Genomic DNA, 17,147 nt, shown 5'->3' with positions numbered 1-17,147 from the left:
GTAAAAATCAAATTCCTGTTATGATACGCGTGTCATTTGTGATTATGGTGTGGTGTGGTGTTAAGAGGAGTAATCAATGAGTAATTCGGTAGATTTTAGCGGTAGACCATTTCATTTCATTGGGATCGGCGGTATAGGTATGTCTGCTCTGGCATATGTTCTCGCCAAACGTGAATTGCCAGTATCAGGTTCTGATCTTCGTCCAAATCACATAACGCGAAAATTAGAATCTATCGGCACTCATATTTTTGGTAGACAAGAAGCCAGCAATCTCGAATTTTTTCGTCCTAGACTATCGTCTGAAGTAGCATTAAACTCGCAAGAAGAATTACCTACTGCTGATAAGTCAAAACTGCCCCAAGTAATTTGTTCAACAGCAATTAACACAACTAATTTAGAATACAAAGCAGCACTGGAATTAGGATGCCCAATTCTGCATCGTTCAGATGTGCTAGCTGCGTTAATTGCTGATTACCATAGCATCGCCGTCGCTGGAACCCACGGCAAAACTACAACCAGTAGTATGATTGGCTATATGCTGCTACAAGCTGGTTTAGATCCAACGATTCTTGTCGGTGGTGAAGTTAATGCTTGGGAAGGCAATGCCAGATTAGGAAAAAGTAAATATTTAGTAGCCGAGGCAGATGAATCTGATGGTTCATTGGTGAAACACGCCCCAGCAATTGGTGTGATTACCAATATTGAACTCGATCATCCTGACCATTATGAAACATTGGAAGAAGTAGTTGATATCTTCCAAGAATTTGCTCAAGGTTGTCGAACTTTAATAGGTAGTATCGATTGTGCAACAGTACGCGATCGCCTGAAACCATCAATTAGTTACAGCCTACATTTAGATACCAACGCTGACTATACAGTTACTAATATTGACTATCGTGCTGATGGCACAACTGCCTTAGTTTGGGAACATGGCAAAGCCTTAGGTATGTTGAATTTGCGGTTACTCGGTCGACACAACCTCAGTAACGCTCTAGCAGCAGTAGCTGTAGGTCGAGCCGTGGGCTTAGAATTCGGGGAAATTGCCAAAGGTATTGCCACCTTTGAGGGTGCAAGACGCCGTTTTGAGTTCCGCGGTGAAGTCGATGGCATTACCTTCATTGATGACTACGCCCATCATCCTAGCGAGATTCGCGTTACTCTTGCGGCGGCACGCCTCCAAGCAAGACCAGGGCAGAGAGTCGTTGCTATTTTCCAACCCCACCGCTATAGCCGTACACTTACCTTTTTAGAAGAATTTGCTGATTCCTTTACTCATGCTGATTTAGTCGTGCTGACTGATATTTACAGTGCAGGGGAACCCGATTTAGGGCAAATCAGCGGAGAAGTATTAGCAGCGGCAATTGCTAAGCAGCACCCGCAGGTTATTTATCAACCAACCCTACCATTGGTACGCGAGTTCTTACTCAAAGCACTGCGTCCTGGAGATTTAGCATTGTTTCTGGGTGCGGGAAACTTAAATCAAGCGATTCCCGAAGTAATTGCTACACTTTGCGAACCAGCAAAAGCCACATCTTAAGTGATGACACTGGCTAGGTTGTATGTCTCAGCCAAGTGTCCTCCTAACTTACGACAGTTTCATAGAATTTTCACGAGAATGCCGTAGTTTTACGGTAAATAAATGTAAAAATTTTACTAATTAACTTAAAAATGACAATCTCTCAGGCAGCTGGCAACGTCTGCACAGTTTCTACTTTGGCTACAGAGAAACAGGAAACAGTTAATTCCGCCGAAAGTCAGGTAATTTACTTACCAAACACTGATTGTACAATTAAGTCCCAAGCTTCCTTGTCAGCGTTTACTTCCTATAGAGTTGGTGGAGCAGCTGAATGGTTTCTTGCTCCCCGCAACCTAGAAACACTACAAGCAGGCACTAGGTATGCAAAAGAACGTGGTCTTTCGGTAACAATAGTCGGTGCAGGATCAAATTTATTAGTCAGCGATCGCGGTCTACCAGGCTTAGTCATCGCTACTCGTCACCTGCGCCATAGTCACTTTGACCAAGAGACAGGCCAATTAACCGTCGCAGCGGGTGAATCAATTCCTAGCTTGGCATGGGCCGCAGCAGAATTGGGATGGGAAGGACTAGAGTGGGCTGTAGGTATCCCTGGAACCGTTGGGGGTGCTGTAGTAATGAATGCAGGCGCTCACAATAGCTGTATCGCAGATATGTTAGTTAGCGCTCAGATACTTTTACCTGATGGTACGCTAGAAACTCTTACTCCTGCGGAATTAGGTTACAGCTACCGAACTTCATTATTGCAAGGCAGCGATCTCATAGTTACCCAAGCCACCCTGCAACTCCAACCCGGTGCAGATCCAGCAAAAGTTTTAGCAGTAACCAAGCAACACAAACAGCATCGGTTAACTACCCAGCCTTACAACTTCCCTAGTTGTGGCAGTGTGTTCCGTAATCCCAAACCTTACTCTGCTGGATGGTTAATTGAACAAACTGGGCTAAAAGGCTTCCAAATCGGTGGAGCGCAAGTCGCACAACTCCATGCCAATTTTATCGTTAACCGTGGTGGGGCAAAAGCTAGCGATATCTTTTGTCTGATCCGTCATATCCAGCACCAAGTGCAAGACCGTTGGTCGATTTGGTTAGAGCCAGAAGTCAAAATGCTTGGAGAGTTTCAACCTGCTTGTTGAACTTGTAGAAACTTTATCCATCCAACATTTAAGTAGTCAGCAGCCAATACTAACTAATAGGCGATCGCTGATAGCTTTGTAAATGTTAGGGCGCATTAATTATGAGTAAAAAAAGAGGCAAATTGCCTACCGCATCTATAATTGAATTTGATTTGTTATTCAACGCACACGCGGACTATTTATTATGACAGGAAAAGGACAGGGGTTTGGCTTTGGCTTAGGAAAAATGAAAGAACTGGCCGAAGCTTTCAAAAAAGCACAGCAAGTTCAAGAAGGCGCAAAACGACTCCAAGAAGAATTGGAGCAGATGGAGATTCTAGGAGAGTCTGGCGGTGGTCTAGTTAAAGTAATTGTCAGCGGCAACCAAGAACCTAAGCGGGTAGAAATTTCTCCAGAAGCTCTAAAAGAGGGCGCAGAAGTACTGTCGGATCTCGTGACAGTGGCAATGAAAGATGCCTACAACAAGTCCACAGCCACAATGCGGGAACGCATGGAAGATTTGACCAGTGGGCTGGAATTGCCTGGGTTTTAGTCATTAGTCCTTAGTCATGAGGAGCCAGCGCGTTGCAAAGAAAAGCCTCTTGCGAAATCTCCGTACACGCTTATCGGGTTACCGCAAGTATCAGAATTTCTCTTAGCAAAGACGCTCTTGCTAGCTTGCTTAAGCGAAGGGGTACGTAGGGTTTCTCCTGTTGTGGCGACTGGCGTTTATAAGTCCCGAATTAAACTATGGACAAATGACTAAGGGCAAAAGACAAAGGACAAAGGACAAAAGTTATTTATGCCGTACAAGCTGCTGTTTGTCTGCCTGGGTAATATCTGTCGCTCGCCATCGGCAGAGAATATAATGAATCATCTGATCGAACAGGCTGGCTTGAGCAATCAAATTGTCTGTGATTCTGCTGGTACGTCTAGTTACCACGTTGGTAGCCCACCTGACCGACGTATGAGTGCTGCGGCCGCTAAAAAGCTGGGAATTGAATTGCGTGGTCAAGCCCGCCAATTTCACAAATCAGACTTTCAAGACTTTGACTTGATTTTGGCAATGGATCGAGCGAATTATGAGGATATCCTTTCTCTTGATCGAACCCAACAATACCACGACAAAGTAAGTTTGATGTGTGAGTTTTGCTCTCAGCATACCCTCAAAGAAGTTCCCGACCCCTACTACGGAGGTTCAGAGGGATTTAATCACGTGATAGATCTGCTGGTTGATGCATGTGAAGGTCTGCTCAAAGATATTATTAATCAGCAACTAAACACCTGAGTATTAAAGTGCGACAACATACTAGTCTACTAGACCATGTTTGATTGCAAAACGCACCAATTCTGCTCGGTTACTGGTTGCTGTTTTTCTTAATAAACTGCTAACGTATTTTTCTACTGTACGTGCACTCAGATGTAGCTGATGACCCATATCGGCATTAGAAAGACCATGAGTCAACAGTTCTAACACTTCTTGTTCTCTGGGAGTCAGAGATGAGAGCATCTGAGATTTTTCAATAGAAATAAACTGAGAGGGATGGGCTTCCAAGGCTTTTGTTTGGTTGGAATTGCCCAAATTCTCTTGATGAGAAAAGCGGTACTCAGATTGAATAATTTGCGATCGCTCCAGAAGATTACGAATAGCTGCTGCTAACTCTTCTAATTCAAACGGTTTGGGTAAGTATAAATCACACCCAGACTGGTAGCCCAGAATTCGCTCCTGGGTCTTGGTACGCGCAGTTAATAAAATTACAGGTAATAAACGGAACGCTGGTTGTTGACGCACCCGGCGCACCAATTCATAGCCGTTCATTCGCGGCATGACAATATCGGTGACGATCAAATCAGGCTGGTACTCCTCCACCATCATTAAAGCCTCTTGACCATCATTAGCCGTGATTACCGAGTAGCCAGACAGTTCAAGGTAATCGCTAATAGACAGACGAGTGCCCAGGTCGTCATCCACTACAAGGATCGTCAAGGGCATGGACAGTACACCCCTAGCATTTTTTTTAGTAATAAATTTACTTTTATGAGCACTATTAGTGAACACAGGCAATAATAGTGTGTTCTTATGTTTCATACTATGACAGGATTACCAGCTAATGACTGCCTGAGGGTTGATTTATAAAGAAAATCTTAAATCTTTAGAAAGGGTTAACTAAATGTAACGCAGTTTCTACTCTCAGTGCTTGAAAAGCGCAGATAATTTTGCACTTCATAACAACTCACCAAAACGATAGAGTCATCTTTTACCCTACTGTAAATTACAATTTACTTGATAAACAGTATTCCTGAGGCAAAAGTTGCGGGAAAATTTTTAATCGAGAACTTGAAAAAGCTAAATTAATAGGATAAGCCTGAGAGCCAAATTGACCACTGATCGTGGTTTAATATCCCTCCTATAAATTCATCAGCCAGTTCAAACGATTTTTTAGACACATTTTAGGTAAGTATAATTTTCAATGAGTGACAAGAGCGAAGGTTACAAAGTTATTAGCGACAATCGTCAAGCCCGTTATTTGTATGAAATTCTAGAGACTTACGAAGCTGGAATTCAGTTGACAGGAACCGAGGTCAAGTCGATTCGTGCAGGTAAAGTCAATCTTCAAGATGGCTATGCTTTAATTCGTAATGGTGAAGCATGGTTAATCAATGTACATATTTCCCCATACGTTGCTAGTGGGCAATATTTTAATCATGAACCACGTCGTACACGCAAACTGCTATTGCATCGCCAGGAACTCCGCAAGCTAATTGGCAAAGTGGAACAGCAAGGTTTGACTTTAGTTCCCTTGAAGATGTACTTCAAACGTGGTTGGGTGAAAGTTAGTATAGCCCTTGGTAAAGGCAAAAAGCTCCACGACAAGCGAGAAGATTTAAAACGACGCCAAGATCAACGCGATATTCAACGGGCAATGAAAAATTATTAAGGATTCAATGTGCCCAAACTATCACACTAGGGTGAGAATTTTAATGAAGTAAAAAGGCTGTTGTATATCCTCAGCGTGAGTTAAGAAAATCCCGACTTTATAGCCGCAGATTGATTTTGCTTATTGTCAAACCCGGTAAAGTTAAGAGTAACTTTTGAAAGGGATGAGAAACTTCGCTATGAAACGTAATTTAACCCAAGTGTTTGGCGCTGGCTTTATCACTTTGAGTATGGCTATGTTGCCCTTAACTCTACCTGTACAAGCCCAAACTACTACTGAAACAAGAACCGATACTGCTCCAACTACCACAACTTATGAGCGCGATGATTTTGATTGGGGTTGGTTAGGATTAGCTGGTCTATTGGGTCTAGCTGGTTTAGCAGGTAAAAAGCGTTCTGAAGAACCAACCCGTTATCGAGATCCAAGTACCCCAGGGGCAACTGGCTACAGGGAGTAAGCAATTTAAAATTAAAAAAAGTCAGTTGTCAGTTGTTACCTTACCTTGTTATTACTGACGACTGACTGATTTGATTTTGCCGTAGGTTTTTACTCGGCTGTAACTAGTTCTGGAGTTTTGTTTTGAGCTAAAGGTGTCCAGTAGCTAGCAATTAAGGCAACCCATAGCCACCAGAGACTATTAACTTCAGGACGAAACCAGACAGTATCGAAAGTACCATGAGCGAGCATACCTGCCATAGATGCAATTGCGCCAATTAACCAAAATCCCTCTACATTTCTCAATTGCCGCAATCGTCGCATTTGCAAGTAGCCTGTATTAAAGGTCACAATTAGTAGCCAAAGAAAACAGGCTAAACCAATAAAGCCAGTTTCTACGATGATTTCAAGCAAAATTGAATAGGCGCTTAAAGCACTATAACGGGGACGCTGATAAAGGGGATAGATTTTATTAAAAGCATTGTGACCAGGGCCAATACCTAGAATAGGGCGATCGCGAATCATCTCGAAGACAGCATCCCAGACATTTCGGCGAAAATTATTACTGCTGTCTTGGCGATCAGCAAAAATACTCGCTACTCTGAGGCGCACAGGCTCGACAAATATGACCGCTAACAGTAATACCCCTATTAAACCTCCCAAAATAATTGCTAGCGACCAAGTGCGCCAAAAACGAGGCATTTGTACGCTCCACCAATAAATTAGTAAAGCGATCGCTGTTAAAATTGCTATTACTAACCCAATCCAGCCACCGCGACTAAAAGTTAGAACTAGACAGGCAGTATTGGCAAGAAACATGGTCAATGCTAAAGCTTTCTTAATCCAGCTTTGCCACGCGAAAATTGCCACCAAGCTGAAAACTACTGCTGGTACAAGATACCCAGCCAATAAATTCGGATTACCCAAATAACTGTAGACCCTTGTAGTCTTAGAAAGAGGTGATTGCGGGTCAACCCAAGTTGCCAGTGCTGCGGCACCAAAAAACCATTGCCGTAATCCGTATACACTGACAATGAGCGACACGTGTAGATACAGAACAATCATCCAAGACCGGAGCCTAGGTATCCTCAGCACCCTAGCACAAAGGGCAAAAAGCAGTAAATAAAGCGTCAAAGTTACCAAATCATTCAACGCTGCCTTTTTCACTGGTGATAATGCTGTGGCTACTGCGGCAATTCCCCAGTAGAGCAATACCAGTAGGTGAATGGGGGTGGCTGATAAGACATTTGTTGGCGTTGCTTCATCCGATAAAGTCAGCAATAGCCAAAATCCTACACAAGCCGCCAGCAACAACCCTAGTAAGGTAGTCGAGACAAAAGGTGCTAGAGCATATACCAAACTAATTAAGGCGGCCGCTATTGTATCTCCCCACTGGATCAAGACACTACTTTGCCGCCAAGAGTGTAACTGCCCCACCAGAGAGCGGTATAGGTAGCTGGTAGCAAGATATTCTTGTACCGGGAAAGAAGATAAAGTAAATCGTTGCCAGACTAAATTCATAAAAAAGACTGTGATCAATTAGCACGCCGGCGCAGAACCTCGACTTGATCATAATGCGGGTAGTTATAAAAAGCTCATAACGCAGATTGCAAATTGGAAATTTAACCAATAATCTATAGCCATTAGTCAATATTGAATAATTGAATACTTTTGACTCTTGATTATTACCCATTACCTATGATTATGAAAAATTTCCAGCCGTGCTAATTCAATACAGCTATTTAGTAACTTTTTGTCAGATATCACTACTTGCTTCCGAGGAAACCGCCAGTTGCAAGGGTAAAGAAAGCACATAGCGGTATCCTGATTCTGGTGAGCCTTGAATCGAAATTTGTCCACCATGCAATTCCGCCAGTTGACAGCTAAGTAATAGGCCTAAACTTTCACGAGACAAACTACTGTGCGCTTTAGTTAGATCTATTCCTGAATTAACAGTCATGATATCTGAGTCGGAATCACTCAAGTTTTTTGAGTTATTTACTGCTAACGACAAATTCCCTAACTGCTCATGGGTTTCGGCATGAATATCGTAACTTGCTGTCTCACCTGTAAGCTCAAGCAGAGACAAGGGGCTAAGGCGAAAATAAGGGTCAACCTCAGTTATACCGTCTCCTAGCCAAGGATGCGAAACCCAAACACTGATGTTCAGCATATTTTCTTTGTAAGAGACGTGAATGCGAACAATACTACCTGTAGCAGAGAGTTGAATTACGCTAAAAATTAGGTGATATAGTATTTGTCGCACCTTTTCTTTATCCAAAGGACAAATGCGGCTGTGTCCTGGTTCTATAGACAAGCGAATATCTTGCTCACGGCGGTTAGCAGCTTCTTCTAGAGTATTGATAGCTTGTTGACATACCATTTCAATATCCACAGGAGCTAAATTCAGCTCAGTTGAGCTTTCAACCATTGCTCCTAGTTCGGTAATTTCGTTTACTAAGGATAGTAAGTATCGACCGCTATGTTGGATAATGTCTAGATATTCTCTTTGCTTAGTCGTCAAAGGCCCGTAAATCTCACGTCCTAGAACGCTAGCCATGCCTAGTACAGATGTTAAAGGTGTACGTAACTCCTGAGTTAGCTGTCCTAAAAGTTCAAGTTTTAGTTGCTTGGTAGAAACAGAGCCTTGTTCTAAGGCAGGCGGGGTAATTTTGATCTCACTAGTACTATTGTTATTCAGTGATAAGGTAAAAGTACTCTTGACAGGGGCGATTTCTGACTTTCCTTGTAACAGTCGGTTACGCTCAAATTCACTCATGCTCCAACGAGCGATGATTTGTAAAAACTCAATGTCTCGAGTGGTAAAGTTACGTGGTACTAGATCCATGACTGCTAATGCACCCAGGCAATGCCCTGAAGCATCAATCAAGGGTGCTCCTAAGTAAGCCCGTATGCCATAATCCTGCACTAACTTGCTGGCAGCCAGTACTGTATCCGTGAAATTATACGTATCATTAATCACTAAAAATTGAGAAGTATCTACCACTTGGGTACAGAAGGATTCATGGCGTAAAAGTTGGCGGCTTTGTGCCAAATGATTCATGATTCCTAGTGTCCTTAAGCCAAACGCTGACTTGAACCAGTGACGTTCGTGATCCACAAAGCCCAAGATGGAAATTGGTGCTTCCAAAAAGTGGGCAGCAGTTTGAGTGGCTTCTTCAAAGACCGGAATTGTTTCGGATTGCCGCAAACCTAATTCTGACAATGCTTCTAGGCGTTGTTGTTCTCTTGTTTCCTGGGAAGCCCAACCATCCTTCAGGGCAAATAATTTGTTTTCAGGCTCTACCATTGCCATCGCTACCTTAATAATTGCTCGATACTAGAATTCATATAACCGCTGTTACTGGGTTAATATTTGCTATTTTTAAGCATTCCCCAATTTAACCTCCGATAAACAAGCTTGGAGCAAAAATTTTCCATCCATACCGTTAAAAGTTGATGCGATCATCGACAGATTCATAGCGACTGGCACTAAATGTTCTAATCTAGGCTGGTGCAATCAGTATTACTTGAGGTTTTGATGTCAGTTAGCGTTAGTTTTGACTTTGACCTGGGTAATATAACACTAAGGATGGAAAATATAAAGTTTTTACAATTTTTATATATAGCAAGTAAATTCGTTGTGTCTATACTCAATTTTTGTTTATCTAAAATACATTTACTTTAGGTAAATAGAGTAATTTGTTGTTTAAAAAATACTAATTATGAAAATTGTGTATTAGTTAATATTTTATTTTACCAAGCTAGATGCTAATTAATAAAAACTTTATCTAGAATAATTGCTTTAAATAAACTTCTAAATAGCTAATTTAAACTTTGTATAATCAAAACACAAAATTAATAAGAAAATTACTAATTACTAATTAATATAATTGCCCATTTTTTCATATTAAGCCATAAATGAATTAGCTATTTTCAGACAGATTTTTGATATTTAATTTTGAGGCTATCTGGCGATGAATAAAAGGGCTATTAGAATTCCTTTTGTAGACCTTAATTTACAACACCAGCCGATTCAAACTCAACTAGAACAGGCAATACAAGCTGTTTTGAAACAAGGAGATTTTATTTTAGGAGAGGCACTGTCGAATTTTGAGGCAGCGTTTGCGGCAGCGTCTGGTACAGAATATGGTGTAGGTGTTGCATCAGGTACCGATGCGATCGCCCTCGGCTTGGAAGCGTGTAATATTGGCACTGGCGATGAGGTGATTTTACCCACTAATACTTTTATCGCAACACTGATTGGGGTACTACGGGTTGGCGCAAAACCAATATTGGTAGATTGCGATCCTCAAACAGCTTTAATTGATTTAGAGGCAGCAGCAAAGGTAGTTACACCTCGTACCAAAGCAATTATCCCGGTACATCTTTATGGACAGATGGTGTCGCCACGACAGTTGTTGGACTTTGCCGATACCTACAAACTGCTAATTTTTGAAGATGCAGCACAAGCACACTTAGCAGAAAGAGACGGATATCGTGCTGGTTCAGTGGGAATAGCAGCAGCTTTTAGTTTTTACCCTAGTAAGAATTTAGGGGCTTTCGGGGATGGGGGAATGGTAGTAACGCGAGATCCAGATATAGCTCAAAAAATGGTGCGCTTGCGGAATTATGGTACATCCCAAAAGTATTTTCATGTTGAGGCAGGTACGAATAGTCGTTTGGATACCTTGCAAGCAGCAGTTTTACTAGAAAAACTACCATATTTGCCAAAATGGAATAGCGATCGCCTCAGTATTGCCCAGCAGTATGATCTTGAACTATTACCCTCAGCATCTGCTGGCATTATCCCTATGCAAAATCAAAGCGATGCAGGGCACGTATATCATCTTTATGTCATTAAAGTTGATGAGTCTTGCCCTCTAACACGCCAGCAAATCCAGGACAAACTTACAGCAGAAGGAATTCAAACTGGTATTCATTACCCGATTCCCTGCCACCTTCAGCCAGCATTTACTAATTTAGGTTATCAACTAGGAGATTTCCCCCAAGCAGAAAAGTTGGCAAAGCAAATATTATCTTTACCTATGTACCCAGGGTTAAGTAATAGCCAAATTCAAGAAGTGGTAGCGGCTATTGCATCAATCCTTAGTAGTGAACAACAACAGTTGTTGTGCATTTAATTTTCTGTCTAACTACTTAGTCAGCGATCAGTTATCAGTAAACAGACTGGTAACTGAAAATAATTTCAATTTTAAACTACTTAAATCATGGCACTCCAGCAGGTTAAAAATAGAAACACGAGACAATTGCTCAGTTTAGCAACTTTAGGGGTTTTAGTGCTGCTTTATGCGCCTATATTACTGCACTGGCTGGATGGTTGGTTGCACAAAAATATTAGTACAGAACACGAATATTTCAGCCATGGTCTTATTGGTCTACCATTTGCCGCTTACCTAGTTTGGATGAACCGAAAAAAATGGCAACGTCTGCCAGATATTATCCATCCTTTAGGTGCTGTGTTGCTTTTAATAGGAGGAATTTTTTATTTAAGTGGTGTCACCGAGTGGGTTAACCTTTCCTTCCCCGCGATCCTGGCAGGTTTATGCTTATGGTTCAAGGGTATCCCAGGATTGCGATCGCAAGGATTTCCTCTACTTTTGGTATTTTTGGCAACTCCAACGGCAGTTCCTTACCTTATTGCTCCTTACACCTTACCTCTTCAAAGTTTCATTGCTGGTACGGTAGGCTTTATATTGAATCAGTTTGGCATGGAAGTAAGTGTTAATGAGATTAATCTTTATGTGGGTGGACGGATTGTGGAAGTTGCCCCTTATTGTGCAGGGCTAAAAATGCTGTTTACTACTCTCTATGTCAGCTTGATGCTGCTTTATTGGACAGGTGCTTTGTCTTCACGCCGCACAACTAGTTGGTTTTTATTAATTGCTGTTTTGATTAGTATTAGTGCCAATATTGTTCGCAACACTATACTTACCTTCTTTCATGGTACGGGTCAAGAAGCGGCTTTTAAATGGTTGCATGACGGCTGGGGTGGCGACCTCTACTCTGGTTTAATGCTGCTGCTATTAGTGCCTTTGCTAAATCGGATTAATAGCTATTTTTCAACAGTTTCAGATATTGAATCAGAAGCAGAAAGTTAGATTAGTATAAATTATCCATCTTGTGGAGTCGGCGTCTTGCCCGCCCTAATAATGCAATCTGTATGCCCGATAGCTTAATTAATTGAACAAAACTATTTATACAGATTTTGCGATCGCTAATCTATGAATTCTTAAAAGAACAATGTCAATATTACTGAACTCATAACGTTATCTTAAAAAGTAAACTTTTGTCTAAATATTAGAAATTTATTAATGATTTACTTAAATAAGTTTTTTAAAGTAAGCCAATGGAATCAAGTAGTAGCGCTTTTATTATTACTACTGCTGTTCGCTATTGGAAGCGTTCCCGGATACCTGACAGGACACTGGCAATGGAAACAGCCACCACCTATCACCAGCTTGAAAGCATTGAAACATATACGCAACTCTGGGTTAACTCTTCCTGGTTGGCAAACTATTGAGCAGGTGCAACAACAAATTGGTGAACAAAAATGGTCGTTACAGCTAATTAAGAAAGAAGACTCGCAAACTCAAGCTATACTGCTGTTGCTACCGCAAAATGGCCCAATGGATCAACCTGAGGTGGAGTGGACAGACATTAACGGTTGGGGAAAGTCACGTTGGGGAAAGTGGGATATAGCTCAATATCGCTCGGCTCAATTTGCTGTGAAACAGCCTAGAGAAACTCAGGTAGAAGCTAGGTTCTTTCGCGCTTCTACACAACAGGAAACTTTTGGTGTGTTGCAGTGGTATGCTCTACCGAACGGGGGACACCCATCACCTTTTCGTTGGTTTGTAGCCGATCAATTGGCACAGTGGCGTAAGCAGCGAGTTCCTTGGGTAGGTGTGAGCATTCTCGTTCCAATGGAGCCTTTAGGTCAAGTAGAAAAAATTTGGCCTTTAGCCGAATCTATTGGCCAGAAAGTACAAGCTGCATTAATGGCAGACTCTTTACAGAGCAATTAACGAGTGCGTTTGTGCAGAGATATAGTTATGTGGTGTCAGACCGCAGATTTTTGCTGAGATATTGGTAGTGATGCGATTGCCCTAAAGGGCACTGCGCTTCGCGCAATCGCTAGCTCGGCAGCGATTAACCATGCTATATTTTATCCTTTTTACACATGGTAATTTCTCGTAGGAATCAGAGACACTTTAGGTATTTCCAGAGTAAAATAACGGCTCGGCATAATCCATTCTGAGTCTAGCTTTCCTGCACATAATGTTTATATTTTACAGTTCTCATAGGCGCGCATTCAGTGCCATGTGTGTTGTCACTCTTCAAGTAGGTGTTTGTTTAACAACAACAGCCCAAGTTGTTGCTCAGTCTTTACCTTTTCCAGGGCAACCATCAGGGCAATCCTCTTCACCCCCGTCACCTACTGACGTTGTATTTCCGGCTTTCAATGACGAAATTTCTCCCCAACTCAACCGATACCTTCTAGGGCCAGGAGATGTAATTAGTGTTGCACTTCAACGCCCTCCTGGCCCCTATCGCTTAGGGCCGGGAGATAGCATTAGTGTCGTAGTTCAACGTTTTTCTGATTTGAGCTTTCAAGCAGCAATTAACCCAGAAGGAAATGTTATTGTGCCCCTGTTGGGAACCGTGTCAGTGCAAGGTTTAACTTTGCAAGAAGCACAAGATAAAATGCGCTTGCTGTTCAATCGTTATGTAATTAATCCAGCAGTAGTTTTGTCATTGGCAGGGCAGCGTCAAGATTTAAATTTTCAAACTGCAATTAACTTAGAAGGTAATATTGTTGTGCCACAAGTTGGCACAATATCCTTACAAGGCTTGAGTTTGGAAGAAGCACAAGAGAAAATTCGCTTGGGTTTGAGCCGTATTTTTGTTGATCCAATTGTAGTAGTGTCGTTGGCAGGTGCAAGACCAGTTCAAGTTACCATTAGCGGGGAAGTATTTCGGCCAGGAATTTATTCTATTGCATCGTCAACACCTCGTGTCGCTGATGCTTTGCTAACAGCAGGTGGTTCTACGATGATTGCAGATTTGCGACAAGTACAAGTGCGTAGGAGATTGGTTGATGGTTCTGTGATTTCACAAACTATTGATCTGTATACAGCGTTGCAAAATGGCAAATCTCTACCTAATTTACGGTTGCAAGACAGCGATGCAGTAATCGTGCCACGTCGTGAAATTGGGACTGATGATGGTTATGACCGCAATCTGGTAGCTCGTTCCACATTGGCTGTGCCACAGATTAGAATTAGAGTTTTAAATTATGCTGCGGGGGGTATTGCCAATCAAGTACTGCCTAATGGGAGTACTTTTATAGATGCCTTGGGAGGGATTAATTTAGACACTGCTAACCTCCGGGATATTGCCTTAGTACGCTTCGATCCTGAAAGAGGGCAAGCCGTTACTCAAAGGCTTGATGCGAAAAAAGCACTTAGAGGCGATATGTCTCAAAACGTGCCGCTTCAAGATAATGATGTTATTGTTGTTGGTCGAAACCTCATTGGTAGAATTACCAATGCCCTCACTACGATTACACAACCATTTTTTAATGTTCAAAGCTTTATTCGCTTTTTTGACTTCTTTAACGGTGGGTCAAAATAGTTACCAGATTGGAAAGATAAGGAGGATGAGGCTGAAAGGTGTAGGTTTTTTAAATTTCGCGTTTTAATCGACGTGGCAACGCGGGGAAAGATTTCGGAACGAAAAAATCGGCTTCAGATTGAATGTGAAAAACCTATATTTGTGAGGGTGGATGAGGGAAATAGCGGGACAACAGAAGGGAGATGAAAGGAAATAATTAATGACAAATGCCAATGCCTCATGCCCAATGCCCAATGACCAATGACTAATTTGCTATGACTCTACCAATTGTTAAACGCTATCTTATTGCCTTTGAGAAGTATAAGTGGATTGGATTAGCCAGTTTTGCTTTAATTGTAGCAGGGTCAACGGTAGTGGCTATACAGCCAGAACCACCAGCTAGCTACATAGCAAACGCTGCACTTACCTACAATCGTCCACCAGTTTTATTTTCAGCGACTGGTAGCGAAATTCAGCAACAAGGGCAGGAACTAAACGAACAGGTTTTGCTATCAAATACACTCATCGAAGCTGTAGCAGCAAAACTCAACATTAAACCCAAAACAATTGGTGCAAATGTAGTTCTTGTTTTACCTAAAAAAAATCCCAAGACTGGACAATTAGAATCCACAATATTAGATCTTAAATATAAAGATAGCGACGCTAAACGGGCCACAGAAGTAGCGCAGGAATTGATGCTAGCAATGGTCAAGTTGAGTGGTGAGATTAATACAGGACGATTAAAAGCAATTATTCAAAAAATCAATGAACGTTTACCACAAGCGAAGTTAGAACTACAAACGGCAGAGAAGAGGTTAGAACAGTACGATCGCAGAGAACGACCAGCAATATTAGCATCTGAGAATGGTAGTTTACTGACTGCGGTTACTAGTAGTCAAAATCAACAACGTCAAATTCAACTGACTATTTCTGGTATTGATGCCCAAATTCGCAGTTTGCAAAACAAATTAGGTTTAAATGTTAGCCAAGCTTATATTTCTTCTGCTTTGAGTGCTGATCCAATTATTGCGAACTTGCGATCGCAAATTTATCAAGTTGAGTCACAAATCGCTGTTCTCCGCAGAGATTTACGACCAGAACATCCAACGATGATTCAGTTGCAGCGTCAAAAACAAGCGGCGGAGGAATTGCTACAGCAACGTGCTGTTGAGGTGGTAGGAGGTGGCGGTACAACAGCACCTTTGGCTGGTGATGTCTCTAATATTCGCACTCGCAGTAACTTAGATCCAGCACGGCAACAGTTGGCAAATCAGATGGTGGCTTTGCAAACCCAGAAGGACACGCTTCAGCAACAATTAATTCAGCAAATACGAGAAGAAGCCCGACTACGACAAGCGTATTCATTAATACCCAATAAACAATTAGAGCGATCGCGTTTGGAACAGGAGGTAACACTTAAAAAAGCTGTCTATGACAAAATGCAAGCGAAGCTCGCCGATGCTAAGACTGCAGAAGCAGAAACTGTCAGTAGCTTCAGCATTGCTAGAGAACCAACCATTATTGCTGATGCCGTAAAACCGAAAAGTTTGCCTGTTACATTGGGCATTGGTGGTTTTATGGGATTAGTAGTTGGTGGTGGTGTAGTCTTTCTGTTAGGTTCGCTAGAAGGTACTTTCAAAACTAGAGAAGATATCCGCGAGAGTCTTAAGCAACGGGAAGTAACTTTACTAGGAGAATTACCTTTTATACCAGTTGATGATTTACCTACAGAAGCTTTGCCAGTCATACTGGCTGCCGATTCTCCTTATTTAGAATTTTATGAGAAGTTTCGTAGTAATGTGCGCCGTCTTGGTGGCAAAAATTTGAAAATACTTTTAATCACCAGCACTGGCAAATCTGAAGGTAAGACTACAAGTGCTTATAACTTGGGCATAGCTTCTGCTCGTGCTGGTAAAAGAACTTTAATTATTGAAACTGATTTGCGATCGCCTTCTTGCTGTTCATCATTAAAAGTTACTCCTGACCCTGATGCTACTATTGAACCTTTGCGTTATTACGCCACTTTAAGTGAATGTATTCGCTTAGTTCCTGATGTAGAAAATTTATATATTCTGCCTAGCCCTGGCCCTGTGCGTCAATCTGCTGCTGTCATTGAATCCAGCGAAATGCGGCGGCTAATGGAGGATGTACGCGAACGTTATGATTTAGTAATTTTAGATAGTAGTCCTCTTAGTTTATCGAATGATCCTTTATTAATCCAACCATACAGCGACGCTATAGTAATTGTTGCCCGACCAAACTATACACAAGAAAATATGTTAGGTGAAGCTATTGATCAATTAGTTGAATCTGAGCTAGGGCTGTTAGGAGCTATTATTAATGCTGCTGATATCACCGTTTCTTTGCCTCAGCCAATTGAAAAAGCAACAGATTCTTCACTTGGGGAAAAATCTGAAATTATAGAAGATTCGGAAGCAGAAGTTCCAGTTATTTCTAAGAACAACTAATCAAAAATTAAATTATTCATTT

14 protein-coding genes are annotated in these 17,147 nt (G+C 41.7%); 11 read left to right on the top strand and 3 right to left on the bottom strand.

Annotated features, from left to right (window positions below; all coding sequences use genetic code 11):
- Positions 1-76: 76 nt before the first annotated feature.
- From murC to AC5JL8_RS30940, 4 genes are all read left to right on the top strand, one after another.
- Positions 77-1,537, top strand: a complete 1,461-nt coding sequence (gene murC, locus AC5JL8_RS30955) for a UDP-N-acetylmuramate--L-alanine ligase (RefSeq protein ID WP_495883505.1) — start codon at positions 77-79, stop codon at positions 1,535-1,537.
- 131 nt (positions 1,538-1,668) lie between these two features.
- Positions 1,669-2,667 (top strand): UDP-N-acetylmuramate dehydrogenase, encoded by a 999-nt coding sequence (gene murB / locus AC5JL8_RS30950; protein WP_495883504.1) that lies wholly within the window; start codon positions 1,669-1,671, stop codon positions 2,665-2,667.
- 184 nt (positions 2,668-2,851) lie between these two features.
- Positions 2,852-3,199, top strand: a complete 348-nt coding sequence (locus AC5JL8_RS30945; protein ID WP_495883503.1) for a YbaB/EbfC family nucleoid-associated protein — start codon at positions 2,852-2,854, stop codon at positions 3,197-3,199.
- 249 nt (positions 3,200-3,448) lie between these two features.
- Positions 3,449-3,934 carry a low molecular weight protein-tyrosine-phosphatase gene (locus tag AC5JL8_RS30940; protein WP_495883502.1) on the top strand — a complete coding sequence of 162 codons (486 nt, stop codon included), beginning with the start codon at positions 3,449-3,451 and terminating at the stop codon, positions 3,932-3,934.
- Between the two features lie 21 nt (positions 3,935-3,955).
- On the opposite strand, the gene AC5JL8_RS30935 is transcribed toward AC5JL8_RS30940, so the two are convergent.
- The gene (locus AC5JL8_RS30935; RefSeq protein ID WP_495883501.1) at positions 3,956-4,639 is read right to left on the bottom strand and encodes a response regulator transcription factor; all 684 of its coding nucleotides are present in this window, start codon (positions 4,637-4,639) and stop codon (positions 3,956-3,958) included.
- Between the two features lie 478 nt (positions 4,640-5,117).
- On the opposite strand from AC5JL8_RS30935, the gene smpB reads away from it, so the two are divergent.
- Together smpB and AC5JL8_RS30925 are read left to right on the top strand one after the other, a co-directional pair.
- Positions 5,118-5,585 (top strand): SsrA-binding protein SmpB, encoded by a 468-nt coding sequence (gene smpB, locus AC5JL8_RS30930; RefSeq protein WP_495883500.1) that lies wholly within the window; start codon positions 5,118-5,120, stop codon positions 5,583-5,585.
- 178 nt (positions 5,586-5,763) lie between these two features.
- Entirely contained in the window at positions 5,764-6,042 is a 279-nt protein-coding gene (locus AC5JL8_RS30925) for a WGxxGxxG family protein (RefSeq protein WP_495883499.1), read from the top strand.
- A gap of 89 nt (positions 6,043-6,131) precedes the next feature.
- On the opposite strand, the gene AC5JL8_RS30920 is transcribed toward AC5JL8_RS30925, so the two are convergent.
- The gene (locus tag AC5JL8_RS30920) at positions 6,132-7,541 is read right to left on the bottom strand and encodes an IctB family putative bicarbonate transporter (RefSeq protein ID WP_495883498.1); all 1,410 of its coding nucleotides are present in this window, start codon (positions 7,539-7,541) and stop codon (positions 6,132-6,134) included.
- A gap of 235 nt (positions 7,542-7,776) precedes the next feature.
- Positions 7,777-9,330 (bottom strand): GAF domain-containing sensor histidine kinase, encoded by a 1,554-nt coding sequence (locus AC5JL8_RS30915; RefSeq protein WP_495883740.1) that lies wholly within the window; start codon positions 9,328-9,330, stop codon positions 7,777-7,779.
- Between the two features lie 667 nt (positions 9,331-9,997).
- Here AC5JL8_RS30915 and AC5JL8_RS30910 point away from each other — a divergent pair.
- From AC5JL8_RS30910 to AC5JL8_RS30890, 5 genes are all read left to right on the top strand, one after another.
- The gene (locus tag AC5JL8_RS30910; protein WP_495883497.1) at positions 9,998-11,164 is read left to right on the top strand and encodes a DegT/DnrJ/EryC1/StrS family aminotransferase; all 1,167 of its coding nucleotides are present in this window, start codon (positions 9,998-10,000) and stop codon (positions 11,162-11,164) included.
- Positions 11,165-11,251: 87 nt separating this feature from the next.
- Positions 11,252-12,142 carry a cyanoexosortase B gene (crtB, locus tag AC5JL8_RS30905; RefSeq protein WP_495883496.1) on the top strand — a complete coding sequence of 297 codons (891 nt, stop codon included), beginning with the start codon at positions 11,252-11,254 and terminating at the stop codon, positions 12,140-12,142.
- A gap of 213 nt (positions 12,143-12,355) precedes the next feature.
- Entirely contained in the window at positions 12,356-13,069 is a 714-nt protein-coding gene (locus tag AC5JL8_RS30900) for a cyanoexosortase B system-associated protein (protein ID WP_495883495.1), read from the top strand.
- Positions 13,070-13,322: 253 nt separating this feature from the next.
- Complete coding sequence (locus AC5JL8_RS30895; RefSeq protein ID WP_495883494.1) at positions 13,323-14,678, top strand: polysaccharide biosynthesis/export family protein; 1,356 nt, start codon at positions 13,323-13,325, stop codon at positions 14,676-14,678.
- Between the two features lie 254 nt (positions 14,679-14,932).
- Complete coding sequence (locus AC5JL8_RS30890) at positions 14,933-17,125, top strand: GumC family protein (protein WP_495883493.1); 2,193 nt, start codon at positions 14,933-14,935, stop codon at positions 17,123-17,125.
- Positions 17,126-17,147: the final 22 nt, after the last annotated feature.

It is taken from the genome of Mojavia sp. (genome assembly GCF_059505145.1).
This window is presented reverse-complemented; position numbering and strand designations above follow the sequence as displayed.

Coding starts and splice junctions, on each gene's coding strand:
- AC5JL8_RS30900 (WP_495883495.1), top strand. CDS start 12,356: ATGATTTACTTAAATAAGTTTTTTAAAGTAAGCCAATGGAATCAAGTA.
- AC5JL8_RS30925 (WP_495883499.1), top strand. CDS start 5,764: ATGAAACGTAATTTAACCCAAGTGTTTGGCGCTGGCTTTATCACTTTG.
- murB (WP_495883504.1), top strand. CDS start 1,669: ATGACAATCTCTCAGGCAGCTGGCAACGTCTGCACAGTTTCTACTTTG.
- AC5JL8_RS30935 (WP_495883501.1), bottom strand. CDS start 4,639: ATGCCCTTGACGATCCTTGTAGTGGATGACGACCTGGGCACTCGTCTG.
- AC5JL8_RS30940 (WP_495883502.1), top strand. CDS start 3,449: ATGCCGTACAAGCTGCTGTTTGTCTGCCTGGGTAATATCTGTCGCTCG.
- AC5JL8_RS30910 (WP_495883497.1), top strand. CDS start 9,998: ATGAATAAAAGGGCTATTAGAATTCCTTTTGTAGACCTTAATTTACAA.
- AC5JL8_RS30915 (WP_495883740.1), bottom strand. CDS start 9,330: ATGGTAGAGCCTGAAAACAAATTATTTGCCCTGAAGGATGGTTGGGCT.
- murC (WP_495883505.1), top strand. CDS start 77: ATGAGTAATTCGGTAGATTTTAGCGGTAGACCATTTCATTTCATTGGG.
- AC5JL8_RS30920 (WP_495883498.1), bottom strand. CDS start 7,541: ATGAATTTAGTCTGGCAACGATTTACTTTATCTTCTTTCCCGGTACAA.
- smpB (WP_495883500.1), top strand. CDS start 5,118: ATGAGTGACAAGAGCGAAGGTTACAAAGTTATTAGCGACAATCGTCAA.
- crtB (WP_495883496.1), top strand. CDS start 11,252: ATGGCACTCCAGCAGGTTAAAAATAGAAACACGAGACAATTGCTCAGT.
- AC5JL8_RS30895 (WP_495883494.1), top strand. CDS start 13,323: ATGTTTATATTTTACAGTTCTCATAGGCGCGCATTCAGTGCCATGTGT.
- AC5JL8_RS30945 (WP_495883503.1), top strand. CDS start 2,852: ATGACAGGAAAAGGACAGGGGTTTGGCTTTGGCTTAGGAAAAATGAAA.
- AC5JL8_RS30890 (WP_495883493.1), top strand. CDS start 14,933: ATGACTCTACCAATTGTTAAACGCTATCTTATTGCCTTTGAGAAGTAT.